This is a genomic window from Streptomyces sp. NPDC058371, from assembly GCF_042723265.1.
In the GTDB taxonomy this organism is placed as follows: Bacteria; Actinomycetota; Actinomycetes; order Streptomycetales; family Streptomycetaceae; genus Streptomyces.
Window position 1 is genome coordinate 311,329 of sequence record NZ_JBHXJC010000001.1, and the last position, 13,804, is coordinate 325,132.

The following is a 13,804-nucleotide window of genomic DNA, read 5'->3' on the forward strand; positions in this document are numbered from 1 at the left end:
CCAAGTCGGCCGTCGGACACGGTCCTTGCTCTGTACGACACGTCACGGACGGAAGGCCGCGTGGTGATCGGTGGCCCACTGCCGGTACGTCCGGGCCGGACGGCCCAGCAGACGCGGCAGGGTGTCGTCGCGGTGGGCCTTGGCGCCGGACAGCTGGCGGTCCGCGCCCTCCGCGAGGGCGTCGGCAATGGGCCGCGGGTACCGGGTGCACAACTGGCGCAGATGGTCCTCGCGGCTGATCTCCTCGAAGCGCAGGGTGCGGCCCTGGACCTCGGAGAGGATCTCCGTCTGCTGCACGGGTGTGAGCGCCTCGGGACCGGTGAGTGCGTGCGCACATCGCTCGTGGCCCGGTTCGGTCAGGGCGAGTACGGCGGCGTCGGCGACGTCGCGCGGGTCGACGGTGGCGTTGGCGGCCGTTGCGTGCGGGGCGCGGACGACGCCCTCCTCACGGACGGAGCGTGCCCAGCCAAGGGTGTTGGACATGAAGGACCTCGGGCGCAGGAAGGTCCAGGCGATGCCCGACGCGCGGATCTGTTCCTCGGCCTCGCGCTGCCAGCGGGTGATCAGATCGTCGGCGCCCGGTTCGGTCACGGCGAGGGCGGTGAGCTTCACGAGGTGCCGCACACCCGCGACGCGCGCGCTCTCGACGAGGTGGGCGTCGTGCTCGGGGCGCAGGGGGTCGGCCGTGATCAGCAGAACGGCGCGGACACCGGCCATGGCCTCGGTGAGACCGGCCGGATCGGCGTAGTCCCCGACCACTGTCTGCACCCGTGGCCCCGTCGCGGACAGCCGCTGCGGGTCGCGGACCAGGACGCGTACGGCGTGGGAGCCGGCCAGGCCCGCGACGACGTGCCGGCCGACCGTTCCGGTGGCTCCGGTCACCAGGATCATCAGTGGTTCCTCTTCGGGGCGGGGTGCGGGGGCGGACCGTACGCGTGCCGCCTCGCGACCGCGATCGGCTTGGCGCACAAGGCGGTTGACGGAGCGTCAGGCTCCGGACGGGCTGGTGGTCAGCAGGCAGCCGAAGACCTGCTCGCCGTCCTGGCGTCCGACGATCCGCAGGCTGTCGGGTCGCCCGTCCGGCACTTCGGCCTCGATCCAGCAGGGGGTGTCGAACTCCACGTACCGGTCGAAGGTGTTGTCCATGGAGACCGGGAGCGGCGCCGCGCCGGGGGGTGAGACGGCCGCGGCGGCCTGGCGGGCCGCCTCCAGCAGGACCATGCCCGGGACGTGGTCGTCGGGGTGGTCGAAAAGGATGGGGTGGCCGGTGTCCACGCGCAGCTGCCAGCGCCTCGGGGCCCCGCCGGGAGCCAGCACGACGTCACTGGCGGAGTCGCGGCCGACCGAGGCCGGGGGAACGGACGGCAGATCCGCCCCCGCCACGACGCCGGCCGTGGCCGACTGGGCGAGCCGTGCCTCCCGCAGCCGTCGGTACACCGCCGGAGAGGTGCAGGTGAAGTGGGCGCCGCCGGTCGCCACGACGCGTCCCGCCGAGCGGATCGTCACCGTGTAGCGGCCGCCCAGTCTGCTGCCCGAGCCGCGTATCTCGGTGAAAACCACGTCGAGTTCGAGCTCGGCCGGGCGGCTGCCGACCGCCAGGTTCTCGGGGTGGACCGCGAAGTGCAGCCCCCACATCAGGAAGCGGTGGCCGAGCGGAACCCCGTGCACCGAGTGGGCCACCAGCACGCCCGCCTGCCGGATGGTCTCGGCGGCGAGCATCGGGTCGTAACGGCCGCCGACGGGCCGGTACAGGCTGTGCGCCCGGGGCCACTGGGCCAGGACCCGGGTCCGCTCGCCGTCGAGAACGGACCAGCCGGTGAGGAAGACCTCGGCGACGGCGGCGCGATGCACCAGCTGCCGCGGTACGGTGGCGGTCATTTGAGGGACCTGGGGGGCCTCGGGACGGTCGTTCCCGGGTGCCGACGCTGGTGTCTTCGGGCAGCCTTCAGCCACGAACGACTCGGTCATGAGCTTCCCCCGGTAACGCGTAGAGCAGTGCGAATGGTCCTGTCCGCCGCGCAGAACGTTACGTACCCGCAGGTTTACTTTGCAAGCGTGTGGCTGTTGCCCACGCGTGAACAAGCCTTGCCGACATACCTGCTTCGCGGTCTAAGTTTTGCAGGTGACACGAAAGACGACACCGCGGCGGAGCGTGCGACGCCTGCGACCGGTAGGCGTGAAGGGGCGGTACGTCCAGTGGTGAAGCAGGATCGAGCGATTCGCACCCGCCGGTTGATTCTGGAGGCGGCCGCGGCCGTCTTCGACGAAAAGGGATATCAGGCCGCGAAGCTGACGGACATCCTGGAACGGGCCCAGCTGACCAAGGGAGCCCTGTACTTCCACTTCGCCGGCAAGGAGGCCCTGGCCCACGCCGTCCTGGACGCGCAGGTCAGCGACACGCCCGTGCCCGCGCCGCAGCAGTACAAGGTCCAGGAGTACGTGGACATGGGCATGATCTACACGCACCTCCTGGTCAACGACCCGTTGCTGCGTGCCAGTGCGCGGCTCTCGCTGGAGCAGATCCCGGGGCTCAACCGCAGCTCCCCGTACGTCGAGTGGGTGGAGCGCAACACCCGGGTGCTCGCCGAGGCGAAGGGGCGCGGCGAGTTGCTGCTGCATGTCGACCCGGCGGAGACCGCGCGGATCACGGTGGGTGCCTACGGGGGCATGAACGCCATGGTGTCGACGCTGACCCCGCAACTGGACCTGCAGCACGAAATACTGGCTCTCTACCGGCACTTGCTGGCCGGCATCGTCGTCCCCGCGGTGCTGCCGGAGCTGGACGTCAGCCCCGGCCGGGGTGCCCATGTGCTGGCCGAAGCCGTCCTGGAACCGGCGGTCGCGGCGTCCTGAGCCGGCGCCGCATCCACGGCGGAGGCTGGTCCGTCGGCGCCGGAAGCCACGCCCGGTACGGACGGTGAACGGCCCGCCGACCGGGGCTACATGGTCCTCGCCACCTTCAACTACCGTATGGGCGCCGTCGGCCGGGGCCTCCACGAGGGGTTGACGCACCGGCCGACCGGCTCGTTCGCCGACTGGGGAGGCTGCTGTCGCCTTCGTCCCCTTCTTCCCGGTCTGAGGTTCCCAGCCGCTAACGGCCGGGCACCCGGAGGCCGTCGCCGAAGCCCTGGACAGCAAGCCGTTCCGCGGCAGCCCGCCTGTCCAGCAGGGGCCTTGCGAAAGTAGTGGAATTCACGCGCCGGGACAAGGCGTTGAGCGGGCACTCATTCATAGACATGGAAATCGGGCCTCCGTTTGTCAGGCTCCTTATTTTCCAATATGGCTTTCCCGTCGCGGTCTGGGCCGCCACACCCGCTCCGGTCTGCGGGCCCTCCGAGTCATCCTATCTTTGGACGCTCGCCCTTGGATCGACCCTTGTTCCAGCTGTCCGAACGAGCCTTGACGCGGAAATACGTCCAATGTTAACTGGACATGACACGGGTGTGAGGTGCGCAACGGGACGTGTGCGCCTGCCTGATGGCGAAGGCGGAGAGCGGAACGCTTTCGGCTGCGCCAGGAAGAAAATGCCTGCACGGCGTCAATCCACTCGCCTGCACGTACGTACGACTTCAGCGTTTCCTTATGTCGAATTCGTGCACCTCTGCCCGCCGCATTCTGCCGTTCTGGCGGAGCCCGCCACCAGAAAAGGGTGTTCATGGTGATAAGACTCCTGCGGTCCTTGCCGCTGCTCGCGCTCGTCGCGGGGATGCTGGCCGGTGGAACCGCCGCCCCGGCAGTCGCCTCGACGACGGACGCCGCGTTCAATCAGACGAGCGGCGCGTTGAACGTCGACTACGCCGGCTATCTGGCCAAGCACGACATCGTTTACAACAAGCCCAACACCAACCCCTCGTACGGTCTGCCTGTGGGCAACGGCCGTACAGGCGCGATGGCCTGGAGCCAGGACGGCCTGACGATGCAGACGTCCGGGGTCGACCTCGCCGAGCAATCGGCATACGCCGCGGGGCTGGTGAACCTCTCGACCAGCCCGGCGATGGACACCGGGTACTCCACCTACCAGCAGCGGTTGTCGCTGTACGACGGCACGCAGGTGACCAAGTACGACGCCAACCGGACCGTGACCGTGATGGGTTCGCCCAACTCGGAGGTCATGGGCGTCCACGTGAACGACTCCCGCAGCGGAGTGTCCAGCGTCTCCTTCAATCTGAGCATGTGGGACCCGGCGACGGTCACCAACGTTGCCGACGTGCCAGACCTGAACACCTGGAAGACCGTCTCCACCTTCGCCGATGCGAGCGTCGCCGGGCTGAGTCGCGGACAGGCGGACCCGAACGGCTTCGGCTACACCCTGGCCGCCACGGTGGAGGGCGCCTCCTTCTCCACGAAGGTGGTCGACTCCCGGACCGTTCGGGTGACCATCACCCCGACCTCCAGCTACACGATCTGGTTCACGGCCGCGAGCCGGATCAACGCGCCGAACAAGGACTCGGTCGCCCAGGCCCGCAACCAGCTGAGCTCGGTCAAGTCCACCGGCTACGCCACCACGTTGACCAACTACAAGAACTGGTGGCACGCGTTCTGGGCCAAGTCGTTCGTGCAGTACTCGGGTCTGTCCGGTGACGCCGACTACCTGGAGAACGTCTACTACCTCTCCACCTACATGATCGCGGCGGGCGGCTACGGCAGCTACCCGTCCCACTTCATCAACGGCGTCTTCCGCTCCACGCAGGACAAGACCAAGTGGAGCAACGCCTACTGGTACTGGAACCAACGCGACGTCTATTTGTCGTTCTTCGCCTCCAACCACACCGATCTGATCGACCGGCACAACAACCTCTACAGCCGCAACTACAACGCGCTGAAGTCGTACACACAGACGCGATACGGCGTGGACGGACTGTGGGTGCCGGAGACCATGGGTTGGGACGGCAACGCGCGCGGCACGGTCAACAGCGACTACACCAAGAACATCCTGTCCACCGGCTATGAAGCCGCTTACAGCATGTACACGCGGTACCGGTACACCAACGACGCCGACTACCTGAAGAACGTGGCCTATCCGTTCATGCGGGAGACCGCGAAGTTCTACTCGGCCATGCTGACCCGGGACGCTTCGACCGGCATCTACCACATGACCAACTCCAACTCCCACGAGACGTACTGGAACGTCCGCGACGCGATCACCGACCTGGCCGCGGTACGCAGCATGTTCCCGCTGGCGATCCAGGTCAGCCAGCAGCTCGGCGTCGACTCCGGACTGCGTACGACCTGGCAGAACGTCCTCGACCACCTGGCGCCGTACTCGGTCTCGAGCAGTGCCTACCAGCCGCACCAGCCGCCGGTCTCCCAGACCAGGAACAACGAGAACGTCTCCGCCGAGCTGATCTGGCCCTACGACCTGACCGGCATCGGCGCCCCCGACTACCAGACGGCACTCAACACCTGGAACCAGCGGCCCTTCGCCTACGGCAACGTGTGGTCCAACGACGCTGTGCAGGCCGCCCGGCTGGGCCTGGGCAACCAGGCCTACCAGGGCATGAAGACCATGCTGCAGAAGTACCAGAACTACCCCAACGGCATGACCAACAACACCAACGGCGTCTTCGAGTACCTCGGTGTGCACCTCACGGCACTCAACGAGTCGCTCCTGCAGAGCTACAACGGCAAGATCCGGGTGTTCCCGGCCGTACCCGGCGATTCGTCGTTCGTCGGCAAGTTCACGCTGCTCGCCAAGGACGGCTTCCAGGTCAGCTCCGAGCGTGAGGGCGGCGAGGTCAAGTACGTCGGGCTGAAGAGCCAGTACGGCAAGCAGGCGACGGTCGTCAATCCGTGGAGCGGGCAACAGGTGCGGGTCCGGCGGGCGTCGGACGGCGCGATCATCACCTCGGGTTCCGGTGCCGAGTTCACCTTCGCCACGACGGCCGGCTCGGTCTACGTGGTCGAGCGCACCGCCAAGCCGCTGTCCTCGTACACCTCGACCCGCCTGACCGGCACCGCCAACCAGGGCGTGAAGACCCTCAGCGGCACCGCCTCCACCCTGGGCCTGCCGACCTGAGCCGCATCCGGCACCGTCAGCCGGCGCTCGCGCGCCAACAACCTGTACGCCAATGCCGGCGGACCGCGCCACTGATCGCCCACCGGGCCTCGATCGGCACGGCTCCGGGTATCGGCAAATTCGTTCGCTGGTCAGGTACGTGATGTGTCTCCTCGTGCAGGCCTCGGCGGAACACTGACTCCACCCCCACATTTTCAGGAGCAAGCAATGCATGGGATTTCCCGAGCTCTACGTCGTACATCCGGCGTCCGGCGCAGACTGCCGGTGATCGCCCTCGCCCTCGCCCTGGCGGGAACGGCGTGGATGTCCTCCACACCAGTGGGCGCCGCCCCCCACGCGCACGTCGCCGCGGCGCACACGGTGCACGCGACGAACGCGGCGGCCCCTGCGACGGATGCCGCCGCAGCGGGAGCCACGACTCCCTTCAGCAGTTATGAGGGCGAGTCCGGCACCCTGGGCGGTGGCGCGACGAAGGTGTCGTTGACCGCGGCACCGACGACGCAGTATTCGAGCGCAGCGCTGGAGGCGTCCGGGCACGCGTACGCCCACCTCAGCGGCGCCGGGCAGTCGGTGCAGTGGACGAACAACACGGGCAAGCCGATCAGTTACATCAATGTGCGCGCCAGCATCCCCGACTCCGCGTCGGGCGGCGGCATCACCGCCACACTGAACCTGTACGTCAACGGCACGTTCCGGCAGACGCTGAACCTCAACTCCAAGCAGACCTGGATATACGAGGGCGCCGCCTACAACAGCAGCGACAACCAGAAGCCGGCGGACGGCCGTCCCCGGGTCTTCTTCGACGAGTCGCACACCTTCGTCACCGGCACCCCCATCCCGGCCGGCAGTACGCTCCAGCTCAAGAAGGACTCAGTCAACTCCGCGGCCTTCTACGACATCGACGTCATCGACGTGGAAAACCCGCCGGCGCCCCTCGCACAGCCCGCCGACTCGATCTCCATCACCAGCTGCGGCGCGGTCGCCAGCACCGCCCCGACCAACGGTTCGGCCGCCGGCGGGTCGGTGGACAGCCGCGCCGCCATCCAGAACTGCATCAACCAGGCGCAGTCCCAGAAGAAGATCCTCTGGATCCCGCAGGGAACCTTCTACGTGAAGGGCACCACCGGCCTGACGGCCACCGGGATCACGATCGCCGGGGCGGGGATGTGGTACAGCACCATCTACCGGGATGTGCCGCTGCCCAACAACGTCGGCTTGGCGGCACTGTTCTCGGTGACCTCGTGCACGGTGCAGAACTTCCACATCGACGCCAACGCCATCAGCCGCAACTACCTTCTGGGTGGTGACGGGGGTGCGATGGACACCACCGGCACCAACTGGGTGACCAGCGGCATGTGGGCCCAGCACACCATGTCCGGCATCTGGGCGTCGGGCACCGGGGGCAAGGTGCAGAACAGCCGCTTCACCGACACCTGGGCCGACGGGATCAACCTGAACAACCAGTCGCTCAGCGGCGGCAAGAGCCAGGTCGGGAACAACCTGACGGCGACCAACAACTTCATCCGCGGCGCCGGTGACGACTCGTTGGCGATCAACTCGACCGCCTACCAGATCAACGGCAGCGGCACCCGGATCGACTTCCCCCCGATGACGAACACCACGATCAGCAACAACACCGCGATCGCGCCCTGGGGCGGCAAAGGCATCGGGATCTTCGGCGGCAGCGGTCACGTCGTCAGTGGCAACTACGTCAGTGACACCTCGCGGTTCATCGGCCTGGCCGCCGGCCGGTTCGGCACCAACGGCAGCGACCTGACGTCCGCGACGGTGAAGAACAACGTCATCGTGAGGTCCGGTGGCAACGCCTACAACCAGACCCAGCCCACCGTGCACATCGGCAACGCCAGCGACGGCCAACAGGTCGGAACCGTCGACAAGGTCACCGCGTCGGGCAACACCATCGCCAACTCCCTCTACGACGCCGTCGGCTTCTCCACGTCGAAGAACACGCTGCTGCAGAACAACACGATCACCTCTCCCGGGCGCAACGGGATCGTGGTCGCTCCGCCGAACTATCCGGCGCCCAGCGGCTCCGCCACGATCACCGGCAACACACTCACCGGACTGGCCTCCGGACGCTCCGCGTTCGTCAGCAACTCCAGCGGCTTCACCGCGACGGTGACCAACAACAGCTGGCAGACGGTGGCCCCCTAGAGCACGGTGCTCGGCCACCCCACCGGGGTGGCCGAGCCAACCACCACACCGGCGCAATTCGTCCCCGCGTCTGCGCCGTGATCGACCGGACAGGTCCTAGGCGCCGCGGCGCACCCGGGCGGCCTTGCGGGCCTCGGCCGTCTGGCGCGCCTCGGCGGTCCGGCGGGACTCACCACCGGCGCGACCGGGGCGGGTGCCCATACCGCGGAAGGGGGCACCGCCGCGCTGGGGGCGCTCCGCGACCGGCGCGCCTCCGGCGATCGGCACCCCGGACGGGGCCTGGGCGCCGGTGATGCGGCTCAACTCGGCCTCGCCGGAGCGGACCTGGGTGATCTGCGGCCTGATGCCCGCGTCGGACATCAGACGGGTCATCTCACGGCGCTGGTTGGGCAGCACCAGCGTGACGACGCTGCCGGACTCGCCGGCGCGCGCGGTACGACCGCCGCGGTGCAGGTAGTCCTTGTGGTCGCCCGGCGGATCGACGTTGACCACGAGGTCGAGGTCGTCGACGTGGATGCCGCGGGCCGCGACGTTCGTCGCCACCAGCGCGGTGACGCCGCCGCTCTTGAACTGCGCCAGGGTCCGGGTGCGCTGCGGCTGCGACTTGCCGCCGTGCAGCGCCGCGGCCTTCACACCGCTGTTCAGCAGGTGCTTGGTGAACTGGTCGACTGCGTGCTTGGTGTCCAGGAACATGATCACGCGCCCGTCCCGGGCGGCGATCTCGGTGGCGGTCGCGTACTTGTCGGTGCTGTGCACATGCAGCACGTGGTGCTCCATCGTGGTGACCGCGCCCGCCGACGGGTCGACCGAGTGGACGACCGGGTCATGGAGGTAGCGCCGGACCAGGAGGTCGATGTTGCGGTCCAGCGTGGCCGAGAACAGCATGCGCTGGCCGTCGGGCCGCACCTGGTCGAGCAGCTCGGTGACCTGGGGCATGAAGCCCATGTCGGCCATCTGGTCGGCCTCGTCCAGGACGGTGATGTTCACCCGGTCCAGCCGGCAGTCCTTGCGCTCGATGAGGTCCGCGAGCCGGCCCGGCGTGGCCACGACGACCTCGGCCCCCGAGCGCAGTGCGCCGGCCTGCCGGCCGATCGACATGCCACCGACCACGGTGGCCATCCGAAGCCTCAGCGACCGGGCGTACGGGGTCAGCGCGTCGGTGACCTGCTGGGCCAGCTCCCGGGTGGGGACGAGGACCAGGGCCAGCGGCTTGCGGGCCTCGGCACGCTGTCCGGCGGTGCGCGCGAGGAGCGCCAGGCCGAAGGCGAGCGTCTTGCCGGAGCCGGTGCGGCCGCGGCCGAGAACGTCACGGCCGGCGAGGGTGTTGGGCAGCGTGGCGGCCTGGATGGGGAACGGCTCGTTCATACCGAGACCGGCGAGCGTCGTCTGCAGCTCGGCGGGGAGGTCCAGCTCACCGAAGGTGGTCACCGGCGGGAGGGCCGGGGTGAGGGTGACGGGCAGGGCGAATTCGCCCTGAAGTGCGGCGGGGCGGCGCCCGGAGCCGTTCGAACGGGCGGGACGGCCCTGGCCCTGCGGGCGGAAACGGGCTCCCCGGTCGGATCCGGCAGCGCCGTCCTTGCGGTTCCTGGAAAAACGGTCGTTCGTGCGAGCTGAGCGGTTCATGGAGAACCTTCCTCGATATGGCACGTATCGAGGAATTCTCGGCGAACGTGAGCCGAACGAATTGCAAGAACGAGCCGGATGTCAGGCAGACGAAGCCGGGCATGCCGACGGCGTCATCGACGGCCCGTGGCGGCGGAGTGCCGGGAGTTCACCGGAAGGGGTGAAGGGGCCGGGTGGTGGGCGCGGACAGGAGCCGCGCGGCGAGGCGTACGCCCCGCAAACAGCAGCAAGCTGGGGCCCCACCGTACGGTGTGGCCCCAGCTGCCTTAGCGCTTCAGCGTCAGGCGGGAGTGATGTTCTCCGCCTGCGGGCCCTTCTGGCCCTGCGTGACGTCGAAGTTCACCTTCTGGCCTTCCTGAAGCTCACGGAAGCCCTGCGCGGCAATGTTCGAGTAGTGGGCGAAGACGTCGGGGCCGCCACCGTCCTGCTCAATGAAGCCGAAGCCCTTTTCCGCGTTGAACCACTTAACGGTGCCAGTAGCCATGTCAAAATCTCCTTCAGGGCAGTGCCCAGGGGGCTCACACTGTGTGAACCCCCGCATCGCCGCAATGACCCCGTCCGGGAATACAGCACCGGAAATACAAAAGTGCCCGACGACAGAAGTCATCAAAGGCACTTGAAGTCAACGGGAACCACAACTGCAACTGCGATCAAGCCTAGCACGCCGCGCTCGGTGGGGCGCGACAAGTGCGACTTTTCGCCCCCAATGTCATGATCGTGCACTGCGTATCGTCCGGAATTGCCTGGTCCTGGGCTCGACGGGGTGCCCGACCGGGCGAGCCGCCCGTCCTCCGAGTGGAGGTCCCCGGTCGTGTCGCGGTGCCGCGCGGGGGCACGGCGAGAGGGCTGCCCGCCCGAGCGTGGGGCCTCACTCGGCGTGCCCGGCGCCTCGTGAGGCGGCCGTAGACTCTCCGCGACCGAGCGGCGCGCACCCGGCGGCGGCCGGCCGAGGGAAGGGCCGACCCATGATGGCGCGCGCCAGACTGATCCAGGAGCTGCGCCGCGACGGCTCCGGGCACACCGCCACGGATGCGGCCCACCTCGTCGAGGACTACGCGCACCACCTGGCCACCAGGCTGCGGGAGGCCGGCCACCGCGAGGCCGCCGACCTCATCGACCCGCGCGCCGGACAGTGCACCTGCGGCGCCCCCGTCGGGGACGACGAGGACAGCGAACAGACCCGCCGCTACTGGGAGCACTCCCGCTCGTGCCCGCAGGGGACCTGAGCAGAAGCGCTCCCGTTCGTGCCCGGCGCCAGGGGATCCCCGGCGGTCGGAGCGCCCGGGGCCGTCAGGACACTCTGACCGTCGCGATCTCCCAGGGCCGCAGGGGCAGCCGGAGGGTGCTGTCCTCGACCGGGACGGACGCGCCCGGGCGGCCGAGCAGATCGACCCGCCGGGCCGAGGTGAACGGCCCGTGGACGACCGCCGTCGAGGCGTCGGGCGACTGGGCGACCAGCCGGAGCTCGAGGGCGTCCTCGCGGCGCCGGAGGCTGGTCAGCACCGCCCCCTGGACGGTGATTCCCTCGCCGGACGCGGGGACCGAGTCGAGCGGGCCCGTGCCGAGAGCCGCGTGAAGAGGGTGCCGGTAGCGCTCGGCGGCGTCGACCAGACCGCCGTCGCACCAGTCGCCCGCGTGCGGCAGCACCGCCAGCTGCACCGTCGTGGTCCCCACCATCTGTGCCTCAGGGGTGGGGATCTGCGGCCCGGCCGGCTCCTCCCGGTAGGGGTGGACATTGCGGCTCAGCTGCCCCGTGCTGCGGAGGACGGTCAGGGCGAGTTCGCCGTCGAGCAGCTCGTACTCGCAGGCCTGGGTCAGCAGCAGTCCGGCGCCGCCCGCGTCGGCGAATCCATGCGCGGGAAAGGTGGGGATCGGGTACTCGCTGAAGCCGCCCTCGGCCGTCCGGCCGCGCTCGACCACGGCGAACTGCCCCTCGGCGTGCGAGGCCGACGCGGGCCGGGCGAGTGGGACATGGAAGCGCACCCGGTGGTCGAGTGAGGCGTTCTCCAGCATGAGGTCGAGCCGTACGAACGGCTCACCGGCCCGCAGTTCCACGTCCATGAGGACAGTGCCCGTCCGGGCCTCGGCCGTGCGCCCGTCGGCCGCCCAGTCCACCGCCGCCGGCCAGTCATACGTGCGTACGACGGTGACCGTGCCGTAGAGCGGGCCGTCGACCCCGGCGTCGACCTCCACCGACCGCGGGACGTCGAGCACGGTGTCCCGGCCGGGCGGAGCGTAGTTGTAGCTGTCGCCACGGTCGCCGCCGTCGACGATCCTGCCGACACCGTCGAGCACCGTCCCGTCGGCCGAGGCGATCCGCAGGGTGCCGTCGTCGAGGACCGTGACGGTGACCAGGCCATTGGTCAGCGTCCGGCCCTCGGTCCGTACGGCGTGCTCTACCTCGGTGGCGCCGGGTACCGCGCGTACCGAGGTCCAGCCGAGCGGGGGAGTCTCGACCAGGCTCGTCACCGTGCGGCGCTCGGCCTGGAGCAGTCGGACCGTCCAGTCGCCCTCCGCGCCGGGCACCGCCGTGCGCACCGCCTCGACGTCGAACGGCGCGTCGCCGCCGTGCCGGGCCAGCGAGAACTCCAGCAGGTGCCGCTCGTGGTCGCAGGTCCAGCCGGTGATCTCCAGGCCGAACAGCTCGCGGCCGTGGATGCGGGGCAGGAACGAGGGCAGATCGGGTCCCGCGAGTGCCTCCGAGTGCAGCAGCCGTTCGCCGCGGGCCTCGGTCTGGGCGGGCAGGCGCCTGCCGTCGGGCAGTTCGACCGAGACGTCCGTCCAGTCCGCGGGGATCTCCAGGTCCAGCGTGACCAGATCGCGCCGGACGGCGGGCGAGGGGTTGACCACGATCATCGCGTCGCGGGACACGGACTGCGCGAGCCGGCCGACGACCCGGTCCCGCACCGCCTGGCCGAGCTGTCCGGCCTCGCTGACGCGGGCGAACACCTGCGTCGCCGTCTCGTCGACCCCGCAGCCCGTCACCGAGTCGTGCCCGGACGCGTCGACCAGCCGCCACCACGCCATGTCGAGGAAGCGCTGCGGCCACTCCGCCGACCAGAGCGCGGCCAGCGGCTCCGCGTACCGCTCGACGAGGCGTTCCGCACGTGCCATCGCCTGCTTGAGGTGCGGGCGCACCGACAGCACGCCCGGCAGGATGTTGGCGGCGGCGTGGCTGCGCAGCTCTCCCTTGATCACCGGCAGCGCAGGGTCGTCCGCGTCGCGTGCGGTGACGTAGTCGCCGAGGGTGGTGATGCTGACGTCGACCGACTCCGGGTCGAGTCCGGCGACCAGTTTGACCAGGGAGCCCACCGGCGCCGAGTGGTCGGTGCCGTACATCGCGAGCACCGGGTCGTCGCCGAAGGACGGCTGGAGCCGCCGCCCGAGGTCCGCCATCCGCTCGGCGAACCGCTCCGCGTCGGAGAACACGTAGGCGGCGTTGCCGTAGCCGCCCGCCAGGTACTCGGCCCGCACCGAGCTGCCGTCCGGGGCCGTCCAGCGGAACGCGTGTCCGTCCACGCCGGACGGCACACCCCGCCACAGGCAGGCGTGTTCGAACCCGGCCGCGGAGAGGATCTGCGGCATCTGCGCGGTGTGGCCGAACATGTCGGGCAGGTAGCCGACACGCATGGCGCCGCCGAGGTCGTTCGCGCGCGCCCACCCCAGTTCGAGGTTGCGGACGATGTTCTCGCCGGACAGCAGGAACTCGTCCAGCAGGATCTGCCAGGGTCCGACGGCCAGTTGGCCGTTCGCCACCAGCGCGGCGACGCGGTCGCGGTTCTCGCCCCGGACTTCGAGGTAGTCGTCGACGGCGGCCATCTGACCGTCGAGGGTGAAGCGGAACCGCGGGTCGGCCTCGGCCCGGTCGAGGACCTCGTCGAGCAGGTCGACCAGCCGGAGCCGGAAGCGCTGGAAGGGTTCGTACCACTCGCGGTCCCAGTGGGTGTGCGGGACGAGCCGTACGTGCGGGATGCCGGTCATCGGCCAATG

9 protein-coding genes are annotated in these 13,804 nt (G+C 69.5%); 4 read left to right on the forward strand and 5 right to left on the reverse strand.

Annotated features, from left to right (window positions below):
- Positions 1-42: 42 nt before the first annotated feature.
- Both ACFWM2_RS01365 and ACFWM2_RS01370 read right to left on the reverse strand, forming a co-directional pair.
- Positions 43-891, reverse strand: a complete 849-nt coding sequence (locus ACFWM2_RS01365; RefSeq protein ID WP_383271749.1) for an NAD(P)H-binding protein — start codon at positions 889-891, stop codon at positions 43-45.
- A gap of 96 nt (positions 892-987) precedes the next feature.
- On the reverse strand, positions 988-1,878 hold the full coding sequence (locus tag ACFWM2_RS01370) for a ScbA/BarX family gamma-butyrolactone biosynthesis protein (protein WP_383271751.1): 891 nt from the start codon (positions 1,876-1,878) through the stop codon (positions 988-990).
- A gap of 321 nt (positions 1,879-2,199) precedes the next feature.
- Between ACFWM2_RS01370 and ACFWM2_RS01375 the strand changes: the two genes are divergently transcribed.
- From ACFWM2_RS01375 to ACFWM2_RS01385, 3 genes are all read left to right on the forward strand, one after another.
- Positions 2,200-2,853: a ScbR family autoregulator-binding transcription factor gene (locus ACFWM2_RS01375; protein ID WP_383271753.1), complete on the forward strand. Its 654-nt coding sequence runs from the start codon at positions 2,200-2,202 to the stop codon at positions 2,851-2,853.
- An 802-nt stretch (positions 2,854-3,655) separates the two neighbouring features.
- Positions 3,656-6,016, forward strand: coding sequence for a carbohydrate-binding protein (locus ACFWM2_RS01380; RefSeq protein ID WP_383271755.1), 2,361 nt, complete (start codon positions 3,656-3,658; stop codon positions 6,014-6,016).
- A 303-nt stretch (positions 6,017-6,319) separates the two neighbouring features.
- Entirely contained in the window at positions 6,320-8,191 is a 1,872-nt protein-coding gene (locus ACFWM2_RS01385; RefSeq protein WP_383271757.1) for a NosD domain-containing protein, read from the forward strand.
- 96 nt (positions 8,192-8,287) lie between these two features.
- Here ACFWM2_RS01385 and ACFWM2_RS01390 read toward each other — a convergent pair whose 3' ends face one another.
- Entirely contained in the window at positions 8,288-9,814 is a 1,527-nt protein-coding gene (locus tag ACFWM2_RS01390; protein WP_383271759.1) for a DEAD/DEAH box helicase, read from the reverse strand.
- 280 nt (positions 9,815-10,094) lie between these two features.
- Complete coding sequence (locus ACFWM2_RS01395) at positions 10,095-10,298, reverse strand: cold-shock protein (protein ID WP_062705208.1); 204 nt, start codon at positions 10,296-10,298, stop codon at positions 10,095-10,097.
- Positions 10,299-10,779: 481 nt separating this feature from the next.
- On the opposite strand from ACFWM2_RS01395, the gene ACFWM2_RS01400 reads away from it, so the two are divergent.
- A complete protein-coding gene (locus tag ACFWM2_RS01400) occupies positions 10,780-11,040 on the forward strand; it encodes a hypothetical protein (RefSeq protein WP_383271761.1) in 261 nt (86 codons plus the stop codon).
- 64 nt (positions 11,041-11,104) lie between these two features.
- Here ACFWM2_RS01400 and ACFWM2_RS01405 read toward each other — a convergent pair whose 3' ends face one another.
- Complete coding sequence (locus tag ACFWM2_RS01405; protein WP_383271763.1) at positions 11,105-13,795, reverse strand: glycosyl hydrolase-related protein; 2,691 nt, start codon at positions 13,793-13,795, stop codon at positions 11,105-11,107.
- Positions 13,796-13,804 lie beyond the last annotated feature (9 nt).